Source organism: Solirubrobacter phytolaccae (assembly GCF_027587195.1).
Lineage (GTDB): Bacteria > Actinomycetota > Thermoleophilia > Solirubrobacterales > Solirubrobacteraceae > Solirubrobacter > Solirubrobacter phytolaccae.
Genome location: NZ_JAPDDP010000009.1, coordinates 105,362 through 122,304, shown reverse-complemented (window position 1 = coordinate 122,304; position 16,943 = coordinate 105,362). Strand labels below are relative to the sequence as shown.

Here is a 16,943-nt window from a genome sequence, read left to right as displayed (position 1 = left end):
TATGACGATGACGACGCTCGAGCAGGTTCTCCAACCCCGCACGCGGCGTCAGCTGCTCGGCGACGCGGGCCGGCTGTCCCTCGCGGGTGTGCTGGCCGGGCCGACGCTGAACGCGTTCGCCGCCACCTCCGCCCCGTCCATCCCCGCCCCCGCCCTGCCGGCGGGGGCGGGGTGGAAGAACCAGGACTATTGGGCCTTCGCGGACTGGGCGATGACCGCCGCCGACACCGGCTGGAACGAGCGCACCGGCTTCTACGGGGAGGACATCCGCACGTCCTGCGCGATGCTCTCGGCGCACTCGATCGCCGCCCAGGTCGGGTACACGGGCGGCCCGACGCGCAACGACGTCCGCGCCAAGCGGATGGCGGAAGGCCTCGTGCAGACGCCGCCGTTCAAGCCCGCGGCCAACGGGGTGAGCACCGGCACCACGGACCCGCACTCCAGCAGCCAGGTGCACACGCCGGGCTGGACCGGCTCGCCGACGTCCACCAGCGGCGTCCAGCACGTCTCGATCGACCCGAAGGTGGCGGAGGCGCTCGCCCGCGCGTGGCTCGTCCGGGACGTCATCGGGCTCAGCGCGGAGACCGCGGCGAAGATCGTCCAGTGCATCCAGTCGACGGCCGAGGGCGTGTTCTTCAAGTACCCGAACATGCGCCTGAACCAGATGAACTGGTACATGGAGCTGTACGTCTGGGCCGCCGTCACCGCCGACGACCCGACCAAGTGGATGCCGCAGTTCCGCGACCAGCTCAGCCGCTGGTGCAAGGGCGCCGAGCAGGTCACCGCGCCGTGGGAGATCCCGAACCTGAGCCCGAGCTGGAGCTTCCACCGCGACCCGCTCTCCCCGCTCGACACGCCCGAGAACATCGAGTCCAACGAGTACGCGTGCATCATCCTGGACTCGCTGTCGTACCTGCGCGAGGCCAAGCAGCACGGCCTCGTGCTCGGCAGCCAGGAGAAGAGGGTCCTGCGCGCGTGGTCCAAGCGCGCGCTCCCGGCCTACTTCACGCACTCCGGCTACCCGAACTGGGACACCGGGCTGTTCCTGCTGCGCTGGCACCTCGGCCGTTACTGGGCGTGGTCGCTGGGCGGCCTGTTCGCGATCATGCTCAACGACGAGCAGGGCGACGCGACGGACGCGGCGACCGCGAAGTACATGTTCGACCGCGCGCTCGGCACGTACACGCGCTGGGCGGAGCTGCAGGGCAAGGCGGTCCCGCAGACGCCGATCTATCCCGTCAAGACCAAGCTCACGCCGAACCCGCCGGACATGGCGTCGCGGTTCGTCTTCCTCGCCACCCGCGCGGTCTGGCGGGACATCGAGAAGCTCCCCGCGAAGGCGCCGGCGGCGATGTACGCGTACGACCCGTCGATCGGGCGGCTGACGATCACGACGCGGCGCTACAACACGGCGATCCTCGCGCAGAACAACGGCGCGTTCCCGTACGGCGGCCTGGACCTGTGCCGGCTCTCGGACGCCGACCAGCGCGTGGCGGGCGCGATCGGCGGCACGGGCTCGGCGAACTTCGGCGTGATCGTGTCCGACGCGAGCGGCAAGGGCGTCGTGGCGAGCTCCACCCCGCGCACCAAGAGCGGGCCGCCGCCGCTGACCATGACCAATGGCCCGCGCGGGCCGATCAAAGACGGCGCGCGGTACCCCGCCGACCCGTACGCGGGCGCGTTCTCCAGCCTCGAGGTGACGGGCGAGCGCAGCGGCGGCGGCGTGACCGTCAACTCCACCAACGCCTTCCGCGAGGAGAGCATCCTCTCCACGTGGACGGTGCGGCGCACGAGCGGCGCCGCGCGGCTGAACGTCGACGCGCACTTCCCGTCCTACGGCGCGGGCGCGCGGGTGACCGCGGTGCTCAAGACCGGACGCTCGCGGCGACTGACGACGCGCTCCGGTGCCGTCGACCTCGCCGAGGTGGCGTACTTCTGGATCAAGAGCGGTGACCCCGAGACGGGCTACGTCGTCGTCCCGCGCAGCTTCCCGGCGGGCGCGAAGACGGCGATCGTCAAGCCGGCCGTGCAGCCCGCGGCGCCCGTGCCCGGGCCGACGCTGGTCGTCGAGCTCGCGCGCCGCAACCGCGCCTTCAAGCAGCAGACGCTGCAGGTGGCGATGGCGATCGCGGGCACCGCCGCCGAGGCGAAGGCGATGGCCCGCGCGCTGCGCTGAAGCTTCAGGGGCCGGGATGCGTGCACATCCCGGCCCCGTGTCTCAGCTCACGGCGTCGTGGTCGACAGCGTGAACGTCAACGTCTTCGCGTACGTGCCCGTCCGGAGCGCGTCGCCGGCCTTGATGCGCTGCTTGAACGCGATGTCCACGCGCTCGTTGGCCACCGGGCCGGTCCAGCTCGTCTTGGACAGCTCGACCCGCAGCGGCTCGGGCAATGAGAACGTGCCGTTGGTCAGGCGGCCGGGATCGCTGACGGACAGCGCCGCGTCGCCGGCCGTGCTGATCACGGTCGCCTTCGTGCCCGCCGTGTACTCGCGCTCGACGCCCGGGGTGAACGGCGCGAACGTCGCGGGACCGTCGAGCGTCAACGCCAGCGTCGCCGGCACGGTGCCGCCGACGGGACCGTCCGCGGGCACGACCTGCGTGACCGTGACGTCGAACGACCCGGTCGCCGTGTAGCCGCCCGCGTTGGTCGCCGAGCACGTGACCTTCGTCGTGCCGACGGCGAACGTCGCGCCCGACGCCGGCGTGCACGTGACCGGCACCGCGCCGTCGTAGAGGTCGCTCGCGGTCGCGCTGTACGTCACCGGCGCGCCCGCGGCCGTCGCCGCCGTCCCCTTCACGTCGCTCGGCAGCGACAGCGTGGGCCGGCGTTCGGGCTGGGTCCCGTCACCGACGAACTCGAAGAAGTTGATGTTCGCGATGTAGTGGGTTCCGGTTGCCCTGAACACGAGCACGAGCCTGATCAGCTCGTCTGTCACGCCGGTGAGCGGCGCGTCGAAGTACCGGTAGCTCTGGAAGCCGCCCGTGCTCGTCACGGTCGTCTGCCCGAGCAGCGCGCCCGTCGCCGAGCCCTTGCGGACCTCGACCGTGCCGCCGATCGTGTTCGTCGCCAGCCGCAGCCGGATCGTGCTGATGCCCTTGAGGTTGACCCCCGAGTAGCTGAGCACCTGGCCCGTGCGGATGAAGCCGACGTTGAGCCCGCCACCGAGCGTGTCGCCCGTGGCCTCCGTGCGCACCGCGGCGTCCGTGTCGTAGTGCTCGGCCTGCTTGCGCGCGGGCTGCAGCGCGCTCGTCGCCGTGCCCCGGATGAGCGGGACGTGGTCGCCCGTGCCCTTGTCGGCCGTGTAGGTCGCCTCGAGCGTGTAGCCGCGCAGGTCGGCGGCCGCCGCGGGCGCGACGATCGTGCCGGTGCAGCCCGTGCCGGTGCCCGCGACCGTCGTGCCCGCGAGCAGGCGCACGGTCACGTCCGCGCAGCCCTCGGGCCCGCGCCCGTCCACCACCACGTGGAACGGCACGCGCCCGGAGGCGGGAACGACGAGCCCCGCGCCCGGGGACTGCAGCGTGACCTTGGGCCGCGTGCCGCTGGGCGAGGTGAACGACGCGCGCTTCCACGCCTCCGCGTTGCCGGCGGCGTCGACCGAGCGGTACTCGACCGTGCGCTCGCCCGCGGCGGCCGCGAGCGTGACCGCGGCCGTGTAGGCCTGCGCGGCGGCGTCACCCGCGAGCCGCCACTCGGTCTTCGCCACACCCGACGTCGCGTCCGCCGCCGTCAGCGTGAACCTGACCGCGCCGGTGAACGTCTCACCGCTCACGACGCCCTCGAGCGCCGCGGCGGTCGCCGGTGCGGCCTGATCGAGCTTGAGATCGAGGGAGCGGCCGGTCGACGGCAACCCGTCCTTGCGCGCCCGGTAGTCGAGCCGGAACACGCCGTCGGTGGCGAAGCGCACGGGCGCGGTGTACGCCGTCCAGGCACCGGTGCCGATCCGGTACTCGCGCGCGGCGTCCGCGGTGAGCGTCACGTCGACCGGCGCCGTGTACCAACCGTTGGCGCCGGTGGGCTCCGCGACGGTCGCCGTGGGCGGCGCGACCGCGGACGGACCGGCGGCGAGGCCGGGGCCGACGAAGTCCACCCAGTTGAGGTTGTAGAGGTAGCCGCTCGCCCCGCGGAAGACGAGGAACAGGTCGAACGTGTCCCCCGGGTCGATGATCGGGACGTCGACGTAGCCCCAGTTCTGGAAGCCGCCCGTGTTCTGGACGTTCGCGCTGCCGAGCAGCTGGCCGGTCTTGGAGCCCTTGCGGACCTCGATCCGGCTCGTGGCGTTCGGCGACGCGATCCGGATGCGCAGCGCGTCGAGGTTGACCAGGTTCACGTCGGCGAACGAGATCGCCATGTTGTCGGTGAGGAAGCCGATGTTCTGGTTGCCACCGAGCGGGTCGGCCGCGATCTCGTGGCGGATCGTGCCGTCGGGGTCGTGGTGCTCGACCTGCTTGCGCTTGGGGTGGAAGACCGCGAGGTCGTTCCCGCGCATCGGGGCGACCTGCCCGTTGGGCGAGCCGCGATCGGTGTACCGGGCCTCGAGCACGTAGGTGATCTGGTCGGTGTCCACGTGCCCGCCGTCGGGCTCGAACACGAATGAGCCCTCGCAGCCCGTCTGCTGCTGCATCGGGTGGCCGTGGTCGTCGTGGCCGAGGATGAGCTCGACGACGACCTTCGAGCAGTCGATGCCGCCGGTCGTGGTGGAGCCGTCCTCGACGTCGTCGACGCGGACCTTGTAGGCGATGCGGTCGCCGAACGCGAACACGCCGCCCGCGACCGGCCACTCGATCTTCACGGCCGGCTGCGTGTTGCCGACCGAGACGACGGCGTTCGCCGTGCCCGTCCGGCCCTGCGCGTCCGTGACGGTGAGGATCGCCGTGAAGTTGCCCTCCTCCGTGTACGTGTGGCTCGGGTTGGGCTCGGTCGACGTGCCGCCGTCACCGAACGTCCACTTGTACGTGAGCGGGCTGCCCTGCGGGTGGTAGGTGCCCGTGCTGGAGAACTTGACCGTCAGCGGCCGCGAGCCGGAGAGCGGGCTCGCGCCGGCCTTCGCGACCGGGTTGACCTGCCCGCCGGTGTAGTCGATCCGGATGACCTGCGCGTCGGGGTTGTTGCCGTTGAAGCCGCTCCCCCACTCGATCATGTAGAGCGCGCCGTCGTGGCGGCCGAACTTCATCTCGTGCGGGCGGATGAACGGCATCGCGGTGAGCAGCGGCGTCGTGTCGAAGAGCGTGCCCTGCTCGTCCAGATGGAACTGGTAGAGCCGGTTCTGGCCCCACTCGTAGAACAGCGCGCTGCCCTCGAAGTACGCCGGCCAGCGGCGCTCGGCGGGCACGGCGGGATCGAAGACGTAGCGCGGGCCGCCCATCGGCGCGCCGCCTCGGCCCAGCTCGGGATGGCCGACGCCACGGCCGTACCAGAGCGTCGGCTCCACGACCGGCGGCAGGTTCGTCAGGCCCGTGTTGTTGGGTGAGTTGTTGACCGGCGCGGCGCAGTTGAACGCGGCGCCGGACTGGCCCGTCGCGAAGTCGTAGTCGACGAACGGCGCGCCGCCGTGGCAGTACGGCCAGCCATAGTTGCCGGGCGCCTTGATCAGGTTCCACTCGACGCGGCCATCCGAGCCGCGGCCCGGGACGGCGGCGTTGGCGTCGGGGCCGTAGTCGGCGAGGTAGACCCAGCCCGTCTTCTGGTCGACGCTGAAGCGGAACGGGTTGCGCAGGCCCATCGCGTAGATCTCGGGCTTGGTGCCCATCTGGCCGGGCGCGAACAGGTTGCCGGCCGGGATCGTGTAGGTGCCGTCGGGCTGCGGCGTGATGCGCAGCAGCTTGCCGCGCAGGTCGTTCGTGTTGGCCGCGGAGCGCTGCGCGTCGAAGGCCTCACGGCCGGGGCGCTCGTCGATCGGGGTGAAGCCGTCCGAGGCGCCGGGCGAGGTGTCGTCGCCGATCGCGAGGAACAGGTTGCCGTCCGGTGCGAACTGCAGGTAGCCGCCGGAGTGGCAGCACTCACCGCGCTGGTGGGGCACCTGGAGGATGACCTTCTCGGAGGCCGGGTCGATCGTGTCGCCGACCATCGTGAAGCGCGAGAGGTGCTGGCGTGGTGACGGGATGCTCGCGGTCGGCGGCGAGTAGTAGAGGTAGACCCAGCCGTTCTGGGCGAACTTCGGGTCGAGCACGATGCCGAGCAGCCCGTTCTCCTGCGCATCGTGGACGGGCAGGTTGAGCGCGGTCTTGGTGGTGCTGGTGGCCGGGTCGATCACGCGCACCTGGCCGGCGCGCTCGACGTAGATCACGCGGCCGTCGGGCGCGATGTCCAGGCCCATCGGGCTCGCGACGTTGTCGTCGAGCACGACCTTCTGGAAGTTGTTGTTGACCGTGCCGCCGCAGTCGTTGGCCTGCACGCCCGCGGCCCAGAGGATGCCGCCGAGGAGGTGCTTGCGGAACTGCGGGTCGGTGAACGACGCGTCGGCGTGGCCGCCGCCCGTGTACCACGAGCGACCGCCCTGGTAGTACGAGCACCAGGCGATCGGATGGTCGGTGCCCATCGCGCCGCCCGTGTACGTCGTCTCGTCCAGGGTGGCGAGGACGTGAACCCTTCCGCGCGGGTTGGTCTGGAAGTTGTACCACTCGTCGTTGCGCGTCCAGCGGGCCGGAAGGTCCTTCGTGGAGGGGTGCGCGTGGTCGGCGACCTCGACGGTCGCCGACTGCGGATCCGGGTGCCCGGAGAAGTACGCGCCGACCAGCCCGCCGTACCAGCTCCACGTGTACTCCGTGTCGCTCGCGGCGTGCACGCCGGCGTAGCCGCCGCCGGCCTGGATGTAGCGCTCGAACGCGGCTTGCTGCGCGTTGTCGAGCACGTCGCCGGTCGTCGAGAGCCAGACGACCGCGTCGTAGCGCGCGAGGTTCTCGTCCGTGAACGCGGCCGAGTCCTCCGTCGCGTCGACGGTGAACTGGTGCTCGGTCCCCAGCTCGCGGATGGCCTGGACGCCGGCCGGTATCGAGCTGTGACGGAACGCGGCGGTCTTCGAGAAGACCAGCACGCGTGGTTCATCGACGGCCTGTCCGTACGCGGCTCCAGCCGCGCCCCACGTGGCCACCAAGACAGCGCACAGCACGATCAGCCTTCGGCTGAATGCACGCATCCCTCTCCCCACTTTCCCTTGCGAGACCCTTTAGTACGGCGAACCGCCAAATTACCTATGCTTGAAAAGGTTTGTCAAGGTTTGAACGAATATGCAAGAGATTGTCAGACAATCTGTGATAGAACGACCGCGTGCCCGTTCCGCCCGCCATGCGCCGAGCGCAGATCCTCGAGCGCCTGCAGCGCGAAGGCGGGGTCTCGCTCACCGAGCTGGCGCGGGAGCTGGGCGTGTCGGCCGTGACGATCCACCGTGACGTGACCCAGCTCGCCGAGCAGGGCCAGGTCGAGCGCGTGTACGGAGGCGTCGTGGCCACCTCGTCTAACGGCGACGCGCCCGCGATCCCGCCGACCGGCTGGGAGCAGCGCACCGCCCAGGCCGGCCCGGCCAAGCGCGCGATCGCCGCCTACGCCGCCCGCCAGGTCCTCCCGGGCGCGACGATCTTCCTCGACTCCTCCTCCACCTGCCTCGCCCTGGCGCGTGAGCTCGTCGCGGGCTCCGTGTCCGGCCTGACGCTCGTGACCAACTCCCCCGCGATCGCCTACGAGCTGGTGGACGACCGCATCGTCGTCGTCGCCGTGCCGGGCGAGCTGGACCAGCACATGCGCATGTTCGCCGGGCGCTGGACGACGGACTTCATGGCCGGCCTGAACTTCGACGTGGCGTTCGTGTCGGCGGCGGGGCTCACCCTGGACGCGGGCCTGACGACCTCACGCCGCCCGCTCGCCGACGTCATCAACACGGCGCGCGCGAACGCCGAGCGCACGGTCGCCCTGATCGACTCGACCAAGTTCGGGCGCGCCTCGCTGCTGACGATCGCCGGCGCACAGGACTTCGACACGGTCATCACGGACGCCGAGCTCGACGCCGGCGTGGCCGCCGAGTTCCGCGCCGCGGGCGTGCTGCTCGAAGTCGCGGGCTAGCTACGCCGGGAGCGCCGCCGCGAGCCGCTCGATGTCGCTCGCGGTCGTGTAGTAGTGGGGCGCGAACCGGATGCCCCCGCCTCTGAGCGAGCACCGCACGTCGGCGTCGAGGAGCCGGCGGTGCAGGGCCGCGTCGTCGTCGCCGGTGGTCGCGATGAGGATGCCCGACCAGTGCGATCGCTCGCTCGTTCGAGTGGGGGTCAGGCCAGCGGCGATGAGGAGCTCGGTGAGCTCGGCGGTGCGGTCGAGCACGAGCGTCTCGACGGCCTCGCGTCCGAGCTCGAGCACGATGCCGACGGTCGCCCCGAGCCCGGCGATGCCGACCATGTTCTCGGTGCCGGACTCGAACCGTCGCCCGTCGCCGGCGAGCTGCGGCTCGTGGTCGAAGTCGAACGGCCGCTCGACGCTCAACCACCCCGCGGTGGAGGGATGCAGGCGGCCCATGGCCCGCTCGGACAGCGCCACGAACCCGATGCCGAGCGGGCCGAGCATCCACTTGTGGGCGCTGACCGCCAGCACGTCGATCCCGGTGGCGTCGGCGTCGAGCGTCAACGCGCCCGCCGCCTGCGTGCCGTCGACGACGAGCAGGGTGTCGCGGGCTCGGCACAGCTCCCCGAGCGGTGCGAGGTCGTAGCGATAGCCCGAGGAGTACTGGACGGCGCTGATCGCCAGCACCCGCGTGCGGTCGTCGACCAGGGCCGCGGCGGCAGCGAGGTCCGCGTGCCCGTCGACCATCGGCACCTCGCGCAGCTCGACGCCACGGCGGCGCAACTGCGTCCACGGGTAGAAGTTCGACGGGAACTCGCCCGCCGGGACGACGACGTTGTCGCCCGCGGACCAGTCGACGCCGTTGGCCACGAGCGCCAGGCCGGTGCTCGTGTTCTGCGTGAACGCGACGCGGTCCTCGTGTCCACCGACGAGCGCGGCGACGAGCGCGCGGGCCCGGGCGATCATCGCTCCCCACCCGGCCGCGGCGCCGATGCCGCGTCGGCCGTGGGCGGCAAGCACCTCGGCCATCGCCGCCTCGACCCGCGTCGACACGATCCCGACGGCGGCCACGTCGAGATATACCTGGTCCCGCGTGGCCGGGTACAGGTCGCGCACCCAGTCCTCACTCACGCCGATCACCGCCTGCAGTCTGGCCGACAGCGGGGACGGCACGCGCCTACGATGCGACCCCGTGCAGCTCGAAGCGCTCGTCGGCCAGTTCGTCGTGGAGATCGGCGTGCGCCAAGTGTGGCCGTTCCTGGGGTTCTGCGACAACCGCCCCACGCCGTCCACCGAGGTGCGCTTCTACTTCGACGCGCCGTTCAGCACGAGCGAGCCGGACTGGTGGCTCACCGAAGGCGACCCGGACGCCGGCCTCCCGCACCTGCTGGAGCTCAACGGCATGACCGTCACCGCGGTCGAACGGGCCGAGGACCGCTCGCTGACGATCGTCTTCGACGACGGCGACGCGCGGCTGACCGTGTCGGGCGAGCCGACGGCGCACACCACCGGTGACGTGTGGTGGTTCGGTTCAGCGGGCTGAGAGGCCGCGGTCGAGGACGTCCACCAGCCGCGCGAAGCTCTCGTCGAGATCGAGGTCGATGCCGAAGCCGCTGCCGACTTCGAGGGAGACGAACCCGTGCAGGGCCGAGCGGACGATGCGGGCGGCGTGGATCGCCGCCTCGTCGTCGAGCGCGTAGCCGCGCAGGACGGCGTAGAAGACGTCGAGCGCGGCGGTGGCGGCGTCGGCCGCGGGGCCTTCGAGGTTGGTCACGTTCTGGATGGCGGCGTAGGTGCCGGGATGAGCGCGGGCGTAGGAACGGTAGGCGTCGGCGAGGGCCGCAAGCGCGTCGCGGCCGGCGCGCCCGGCGACCGCCGCCTGCAAGAGGCCGGTGACCTCGCGCGCGCCGCGGGCGGCGATCTCGCGTCGCAGGCCCGCGAGGCCGTCGACGTGCACGTACAGCGACGGCGACTTCACGCCAAGCTGCGCCGCCACCTTCGCGAGCGTGACCGCTTCCAGGCCCTCGGTGTCGGCCAGCGTGGCGGCGGCGGTGACCACCGCCTCACGGTCGAGTCCGGCGCGCGCCATCAGGCCGTCGCTACGGTCGCGCCGGCCAGCTCGAGGGCCCTGTCGATCCGCGCGACGGGGTCGCGCACGACCGGGCCGTGGCCGACGACCATGACCGACGGCTGAAGCGCGCGCACCGTCTGCGCCGACGTCAGCACCTCGTCGCCGTGCCAGGTCGCGGCCGCCGCCAGCGGGAACGGGAGCCGCAGCTTGTCGGAGGTCATCACGCGCCCGTAGGCGGTGAAGGTGTCGCCGGCGATCACCGCGCGGTCGCGCGTGTCCAGGAACGCGACGTGGCCGGGCGTGTGCCCCGGAGTGGCGACGACCTCGAGGCTGCCGACGCGATCGCCCGGCTGCAGCCGCCGGTCCGCGCGCGTCTTGACGGTCGGCCAGCTGCCGGGGAACTTGCCCTCGGTCTCGCCCGCGAGGATGCGCTCGTCGAGCTCGGGGACGAGCACTTCGACCTCGCTGCCGAGGCGCTCGTGCAGCGCGTCGAGCAGGCCGATGTGGTCGCCGTGGCCGTGCGTCAGCGCGATCCGCCGGATCGGCGCTCCCGCCCGGCGCGCTGCTTCGAGCAACGCGTCCGGGCGCCGGCCGATCGTGGTGTCGACAAGGGTCAGGCCGTCGTCCTCGCGCACGAGGAACGCGTTGACGAAGTGCCAGCGCGTGAGCTGGGTCAGATGGTCGGTAACGGGAGTGGTCTTCATGAGCGGTCCTTTCCTAAGGTGCTTAGGAGTATACCTAACACCATTAGGTTCGTCAAGGAGCCCCCGACGTATCATCCCGGCCCCACGGGTCCTCAATGGGGCATGTCCAGCTTGTCGGCAGCCTCGCTGCCCTCCCCCGACCCGAAGCCGGTGATCACCGCGCTCGGGACCTTCACCGCCGCGGTCATCGTCGTGTTGACCGCGTTCGCCATCGTGGACTGGTCCGCGGCACAGACCGCCTTCGTGACCGCCGAGGCCGCCGCGCTCCTCGGGTTCCTCGCGGCGCTGCTCTCGCACCTGAAGCCGGGCACCGCCAAGGAGAACGTCGCGCTGGCGGGCACGATCACGGCACTGGTCTCGTCCACGCTCGCCCTGGGCACCGGCTTCGGCTGGTGGAGCCTGACGCAGGACCAGGCCGGCGCGCTGCTCGGCACGGTGACGGCCATCATCGGCGTGGCCGCGGCGATGATCGCGCGCGAGCACATGACCGCGGACACGACACCGGGCACCGAGTAGTCGGCGTTCAGCGGCGACGACGTGCTCCGCGCACGTTCGTCGCCGACCAACGCACGGTGCGACTTAGCGAACGGCCTCGGCGAGCTTGCCGCGCAGCGTCTCCGCGGTCACCTGCTGCCCCGTCCCGGGGGTGCCGAAGCTCGCGTCCTGCGCCGTGGGGTCGAGGTACGGCGTGCCGTAGGCCGGCGTGTCCCGCTCGAAGCGCCAGCTCTCCGAGAGCGGGCCGGCGTCCACCGCGTCATAGCCGATCGAGTCCAGGAACGCCGTGGCCGTCGCCTTCGCGGCGTCGTCGTCGCCGGCGATCGCGAGCACGGAACGCTCGGGGTCCCCACTCGGCCGGCCCAGCTCGGCGAGGTGCGCGAAGCCGATGTTGTTGAACGCCTTCACGACGTGCGACTCCGGCAGGTGCGCCTGCAGCAGCCCGCTCACGGTGGCCGACTGGTCGTCGAGCTCCGCGATCTGCCCGTCCCGCTCGGGGTAGTAGTTGTTGGTGTCGATCACCGTCTTGCCGCGCAACGGCTCGACCGGCACCTGCTGGTAGGCCTTCAGCGGCACCGTGACCACCACGATGTCCCCGGCCTCGGCCGCCTCGGCCGGCGTCGCCGCCCGCGCACGCGGACCGAGCTCGGCGACCAGGTCGGCCAGCGTGTCCGGTCCACGCCGGTTGCTGAGCACGACGTCGTGGCCGGCCGCCACCGCGAGCCTCGCGACGGTCCCGCCGATCAATCCACTGCCAATAAGCCCGATGGTGCTCATGTCGACTCCAAGTTCGATGTCCATCGAAGCCTACCCCGCAACTTACGCTCGATAAGCGAGGGTCGTCACGCGGACCGATTGGAGATTCACGCTCAAGGTCGCGCACCGAGCGCCCGATAGGGGTCCTGGGCCTGCTCCACAGCGCCTCGGCCAACACCCTCTCCTCCTCGCGGCCGAGGACCCCAATGTGGAGCAGGCCCTCCTCCCCCCTTCCCGTGCGACGATGTCCACGTGGCCTTCGTCCCGGACGACTTCCACGTGCCGGCAGGACTCGAGGCGGACGGCTTCCTGCTCGAGCCGCTCGGCACCGAGCACAACGTCGATGACCACGAGGCGTGGTCCTCGTCGATCGAGCACATCCGCGCCACGCCCGGCTTCCCGGACGGCAACTGGCCGCGCACGATGACGCTGGACGAGAACCGCGCGGACCTCGAACGCCACGCCCGTGACTTCGCGGAGCGGGACGGGTTCACCTACACGGTCCTCGACCCGTCGGACCGCCGCGTGATCGGCTGCGTGTACATCTACCCCGACATGAGCGGCAGGCACGACGCCGAGGTCGCTTCGTGGGTGCGCGTCACGCACGCCGAGCGCGATGCGCCGCTGCGGACGCTCGTGTCCCGCTGGCTCGACGAGGCGTGGCCGTTCGAACGGGTCGCGTACGCCGGACGGGCGTAGGCGTGAACGCCGTTCGCGCTGCCGAGGCCGGCGCGGCCGGGGCGGTGATCTCCGAGGCGATCCTGCTGCCGACCGGAGTGCTCGTCGCCGCGGGGAACGCGGGCGTCTTCCTGCTCACGCCGGACGGCCGCGAGGAGGCCCGATGGGACGTACGGGCGAGCAGCCTGACGATCGCCGACGACGGTACGTCGGCGCTGATCGTCGGTCCACACCGGAGCGGGTTCGCGCTGCACCGGCTCGACCTGGCCACACACGAGCTCACTCCCCTTCCGACGCTCACGGGCTACGGCATCGCGCCGACGTTCGACGGCACGACCGTGACGATCGAGGGCCACGAAGGGCTGCGGGCGTTCGACCTCACGACGGACCCGCCGCGCATCGCCTGGGCCGAGTTCGAGCGCTCCGACGCGACGGTGCAGGAGCATCAGCGCTCACCCACGCGCCTGTCGGCGATCGTGTCCTTCCGCCGCGGCGAGGACCCGACGGTGGTGGGCGTCGAGCGCTGGACGTGGGAGCTCCCGTCGCGCCGCGTGATCGATCGGCAGGCGGACACCGAGACGTGGGGCGACATGTTCACCGTCGCCGCGCCCTTGCGGGTCTCGGCGACCACCGCGGACGGGACGCTCGTCTACATCGACCGTCTCGACGGCGACCTGGTCGAGTGCGTCAAGCCGGTGGACGGGCCCGAGACCGTGCGGCCGCTCGACGACTACGCGGAGGTCGACGTCGACGGCGATCGCTCCGCCCTCCTCCAAGAGACCGCCATCGACGCGCGGGTCACGGTTCGTGACGCAGCGCATGCGCCGGTCGCCGTCGTCACGTTCCCCGGCACGCGGTTCGCCCACTTCCGTGCCCACGGCGGCACCGCGACCGCGTACGCGCAGGACGGCCGGATCGTCGCCGTCGACCTGCGCACCGGCGAAGCGCTCGCGAACCTCGCGGTGCTCGACCCTAGTGCTTGACGTCGATCACGATCCGCGTCGGGCCGGTGAGCCGGAACACGCGGAAGCCCGTGCGACGACGGAGCCCGAGGCCGAACGTGACCTGGCCCTCGAAGTCGCCGGCGTTCTTGATCTGGCGGAGGTTCGAGCACCCGGGCGTGATGACGCTCGGCAGCAGGTTCGTCCCGCCCGACGTGTGCCCGCGCGCGTCGCGCACGATCACCCGGATGCGCCGGGTGCCGAGCAGTGACACCGGATCGCCGGAGCCGTCCTCGACGATCTGGCTGACGTAGCGCACGTCGTACCCCGGCGTCGCGGACCGGGCGCGGATGACGAACCGATCGAACGTGGAGTGACAGCCCGCGGCGGCTCCGAACAGCTCGGCCTGCCCACCACCCGAGGGGGACGTCTTCGCCCCGGTCGTGAACGGCGGCAGCGCCTGCGCGCTCGCCGGCGCCAGCAACACCAGCAACCCGACGAGGAGCGATGTTCGTGCCGCCACCATGTTCGTCAGGTATACCTGAGCCCTCAGGGTCGGTCAACGAACCGCGAGGTGTGCCCGTCCCGGCCGCGGGGTATCAGCGGCGCCGTGCACACGACCGCGCGTTCAGGAGCGCCGAGGTGGGTGAGCGGCCCCTGCCGGCTCGCGGTGGTCGTCGCGCTCGCGCTGCCGGCGTCCGCGGACGCCGCGCCGCTCAGCGAGCTGCCGTTCCAGCGCCTGCCGGACGGCACCGCGTGCCTGGCGCCGACCGGCGCTCCCGCGGAGCTGTCGCGCTGGGCCGGGGGCGGAGCGGAGCTGCTCACGGCGACGGCGAGCGGCCTCGGGCGCCCGACGCTCGTGCCGCTCGGCGAGCTCACGGGCTGCCCGCGCGCGGACGCGGACGCGACCGGCGCGGCCGTCGTCGCGGGAGCGACGGAGGACGCGCTGCGCGTGGCGCTGCGCGAGCCGGGCGGCACGGGTTTCGGCACGCCGGTGACGCTCGCCGCGGCCGAGAACGTCTTCGATCTCAGCGTCGCCGTCTCCCCGCACGGGGACGCGGTCGTGACCTGGGCGGAGTACGCGTTCTCCCCGCGGCGGGTGCGGCTCCGCGTGGCCCGGCGCGACGCCGGCGGCAGCTTCGGCACTCCCACCGATCTCGTGCCCTGGCGGCCCGACCGGGGCTCGACCGGCGTGCTGGCAGCGATGGCGGCAGATGGCGAGGCGGTCGTGCTCACCCGCGAGCCCACGGGGACGAGCAAGGACTGGGCGAGCACCGACACGGTGCGTACCGGCGCCCGCGGGACACCGCTGGGTCCCGCGACGCCGCTGCCACCGGACGTCTACGGCCTCGCGCTGGGCGTCGGCCCGGACGGGCGTGTGGTCGTGGCGGCGACGTCGGGCGGCTCGGTCGCCGTGCTCGAACGCCCGCGCGGCGGACCCCTGAGCGCGCCGCAGCCCGTCACCGACCCGAAGGCAGCGGTCAACGCGGACCAGCTTGCGGTCGCCTTCGGCGCCGACGGCCGCACCGTCGTCGCCTGGCACGAAGAGGGCGCCGGAACCACGGGTGCGGCGGTCCGCGACGGCGCGACCGGCTTCGGTCGGCCGATCGTGATCGTGCCCCCGCCGAAGCTGCCTCCGCTGCAGGGCGTCGGCTTGGGCCTGCCGGTCGTCCGGCCGCTGCCGCCGCTGCAGGCCGCGGTCGCGCCCGACGGCCGCGTCTCGGTGGCGTGGACGGACGGCGACGTGCGGCTCGCGACGCTCGCCGGCACCGCGGTGGTCGAGCGCGCGCGCCTCGGCAGCCGCCTGCGCGACCCCGAAGGGCTCTCGCTGCTCGCCCTGCCCGACGGCCGGCGCGCGCTCGCCTGGACGAACCAGGACCGCTTCGACGATGACTCGCCCGCGCGGACGCACTACGCGCTCGAGGGCGCGCCGGCCGCGCGCGAGCCCGCGGCGCCGCGCGTGACGATCGGCACGCCGCGCGAGAGTGCCCTCCGCCCCGGCCAGTGGCTCGTGCTGCCCGTCCGCTGCAGCGCCGCCTGCGACCTCAGCGTCACGTACGGGAACACCCGCTCGGACGACGGCTTTCAGCACGCGCTCTCGCGGGCCGGCACGGTCATGGTCCGGCTCCCGCCGTCCAACCGCGGCATCGCACCGGCCCGGCCCGGTCCCGTGAAGATCACCGTGCGCTCGAGCGCCCCGGGCGCGCGGACGGTCACCCGCACGGTCGCCACCCCGCGCCTGCGACGGCTCCCCGCACTGCCGCTCCCACGGATCGAGGACGTCCGCGCACGCCGGCTCAGCGGTGGCCGCGTCGAGGTTCGCTGGCGGATGAGCTCCGACGCTCGCGACACGCTGCTCTCCGTGACCGGCACGCGCACCCGCGCCGAGTCTCAGGACGACAACCCGGCCGTCGACGCGCTATGGGGCCAGCGGCGCCGCAGCTACCGCGTCGTGCTCGAGGACGCCGCGGACACGCGCTGGGTCCGCGTCGAGGTGATGCAGCTGATCGGCGAGCGCAAGCGCACGGTCACGGTCCGCCTGCCCGTTTGACGCAACCAACGCGCACCGAGTGCGTTGAAGCTGCCCATGATCCGAGTATTGACCGCAGCTTTCGTCGCCCTCGCGTTGCTCGCCCTGCCGGCCGCCGCGTCCGCCGCGACGTTGCCGAAACCCGCGCGAGATTGCACGAAGGACGGCCGGATCGACGGCAAGTACTCCAAGGCCGAGCTGCGCAAGGGCGTCAAGGCGCTGTCGACCAAGGCGAAGCGGCAGAAGGAGTGCAAGACGCGCCTGAACCGCGCCCTCAAGCGTGGCGGCGACGGGCGCCTGAGCAGCTCCAGCCGCAGCACGAAGACGATCCTGCGCGACTGCGCCAACGACGGCTGGCTCGACCGCCGCTACCCCGTGAGCGCGCTGCGCACGGCACTCAAGAAGCTCCCGACCGAGCTCGAGGAGTACAGCGACTGCGGCTCGTACCTGCGCGCGGAGATCAAGGCGCGGACCAAGAAGCCCAAGCGCGACTGAACCCCCCACAGTCGGGGGGATCGAGTCGTCGCCGACACGGATCCGGAGCCGCCGCGGATAGCGTGGGAGACGTGGACGCAAGCGCTTGCGTCCGCATTCCTCCCCAGAATCCCAATCACAAAGGAGACCACCGGTGATCAGCCGCCTCCTCGATCTCCTCACCCGCCAGTTCCCCGCTCCGGGTGAGTTCCAGCCGGGCCCGCGCGGCCCGTACCTGCACTACGGCGAGCG

Annotated in this window: 14 protein-coding genes; 8 read left to right on the top strand and 6 right to left on the bottom strand. The window is 72.1% G+C overall.

Features of this window, described 5'->3' with window-relative positions:
• Window positions 1-7: 7 nt before the first annotated feature.
• Window positions 8-2,176, top strand: a complete 2,169-nt coding sequence (locus OJ997_RS07390) for a hypothetical protein (RefSeq protein WP_270024427.1) — start codon at window positions 8-10, stop codon at window positions 2,174-2,176.
• Between the two features lie 47 nt (window positions 2,177-2,223).
• Here OJ997_RS07390 and OJ997_RS07385 read toward each other — a convergent pair whose 3' ends face one another.
• Window positions 2,224-7,032: a ThuA domain-containing protein gene (locus OJ997_RS07385; protein WP_270024426.1), complete on the bottom strand. Its 4,809-nt coding sequence runs from the start codon at window positions 7,030-7,032 to the stop codon at window positions 2,224-2,226.
• Window positions 7,033-7,265: 233 nt separating this feature from the next.
• Here OJ997_RS07385 and OJ997_RS07380 point away from each other — a divergent pair, with 233 nt between their 5' ends.
• On the top strand, window positions 7,266-8,054 hold the full coding sequence (locus tag OJ997_RS07380) for a DeoR/GlpR family DNA-binding transcription regulator (RefSeq protein ID WP_270024425.1): 789 nt from the start codon (window positions 7,266-7,268) through the stop codon (window positions 8,052-8,054).
• Here the strand turns inward: OJ997_RS07380 and OJ997_RS07375 are convergent, their stop codons facing one another.
• Window positions 8,055-9,215 (bottom strand): aminotransferase class V-fold PLP-dependent enzyme, encoded by a 1,161-nt coding sequence (locus OJ997_RS07375; protein ID WP_270024424.1) that lies wholly within the window; start codon window positions 9,213-9,215, stop codon window positions 8,055-8,057. It abuts the gene before it with no gap.
• Window positions 9,216-9,234: 19 nt separating this feature from the next.
• On the opposite strand from OJ997_RS07375, the gene OJ997_RS07370 reads away from it, so the two are divergent.
• Window positions 9,235-9,585 (top strand): hypothetical protein, encoded by a 351-nt coding sequence (locus OJ997_RS07370; protein WP_270024423.1) that lies wholly within the window; start codon window positions 9,235-9,237, stop codon window positions 9,583-9,585.
• Here the strand turns inward: OJ997_RS07370 and OJ997_RS07365 are convergent.
• Together OJ997_RS07365 and OJ997_RS07360 are read right to left on the bottom strand one after the other, a co-directional pair.
• The gene (locus OJ997_RS07365; RefSeq protein WP_270024422.1) at window positions 9,574-10,131 is read right to left on the bottom strand and encodes a TetR/AcrR family transcriptional regulator; all 558 of its coding nucleotides are present in this window, start codon (window positions 10,129-10,131) and stop codon (window positions 9,574-9,576) included. The two genes, OJ997_RS07370 and OJ997_RS07365, sit on opposite strands and share 12 nt — an antisense overlap.
• Window positions 10,131-10,817: an MBL fold metallo-hydrolase gene (locus OJ997_RS07360; RefSeq protein WP_270024421.1), complete on the bottom strand. Its 687-nt coding sequence runs from the start codon at window positions 10,815-10,817 to the stop codon at window positions 10,131-10,133. The genes OJ997_RS07365 and OJ997_RS07360 overlap by 1 nt, the downstream gene beginning before the upstream one ends.
• A gap of 102 nt (window positions 10,818-10,919) precedes the next feature.
• Between OJ997_RS07360 and OJ997_RS07355 the strand changes: the two genes are divergently transcribed.
• The gene (locus tag OJ997_RS07355) at window positions 10,920-11,333 is read left to right on the top strand and encodes a hypothetical protein (protein ID WP_270024420.1); all 414 of its coding nucleotides are present in this window, start codon (window positions 10,920-10,922) and stop codon (window positions 11,331-11,333) included.
• Between the two features lie 63 nt (window positions 11,334-11,396).
• Here the strand turns inward: OJ997_RS07355 and OJ997_RS07350 are convergent, their stop codons facing one another.
• Window positions 11,397-12,089 carry an NADPH-dependent F420 reductase gene (locus OJ997_RS07350; protein ID WP_270024419.1) on the bottom strand — a complete coding sequence of 231 codons (693 nt, stop codon included), beginning with the start codon at window positions 12,087-12,089 and terminating at the stop codon, window positions 11,397-11,399.
• Window positions 12,090-12,320: 231 nt separating this feature from the next.
• Between OJ997_RS07350 and OJ997_RS07345 the strand changes: the two genes are divergently transcribed.
• Together OJ997_RS07345 and OJ997_RS07340 are read left to right on the top strand one after the other, a co-directional pair.
• Entirely contained in the window at window positions 12,321-12,767 is a 447-nt protein-coding gene (locus tag OJ997_RS07345) for a GNAT family N-acetyltransferase (RefSeq protein WP_270024418.1), read from the top strand.
• A gap of 2 nt (window positions 12,768-12,769) precedes the next feature.
• A complete protein-coding gene (locus OJ997_RS07340) occupies window positions 12,770-13,729 on the top strand; it encodes a hypothetical protein (protein ID WP_270024417.1) in 960 nt (319 codons plus the stop codon).
• Here the strand turns inward: OJ997_RS07340 and OJ997_RS07335 are convergent.
• On the bottom strand, window positions 13,719-14,213 hold the full coding sequence (locus OJ997_RS07335; RefSeq protein ID WP_270024416.1) for an AMIN-like domain-containing (lipo)protein: 495 nt from the start codon (window positions 14,211-14,213) through the stop codon (window positions 13,719-13,721). The two genes, OJ997_RS07340 and OJ997_RS07335, sit on opposite strands and share 11 nt — an antisense overlap.
• Window positions 14,214-14,333: 120 nt before the next feature.
• On the opposite strand from OJ997_RS07335, the gene OJ997_RS07330 reads away from it, so the two are divergent.
• Together OJ997_RS07330 and OJ997_RS07325 are read left to right on the top strand one after the other, a co-directional pair.
• Complete coding sequence (locus OJ997_RS07330; protein ID WP_270024415.1) at window positions 14,334-16,238, top strand: hypothetical protein; 1,905 nt, start codon at window positions 14,334-14,336, stop codon at window positions 16,236-16,238.
• A 48-nt stretch (window positions 16,239-16,286) separates the two neighbouring features.
• Window positions 16,287-16,712: a hypothetical protein gene (locus OJ997_RS07325; protein ID WP_270024414.1), complete on the top strand. Its 426-nt coding sequence runs from the start codon at window positions 16,287-16,289 to the stop codon at window positions 16,710-16,712.
• The last annotated feature ends 231 nt before the right edge of the window (window positions 16,713-16,943 follow it).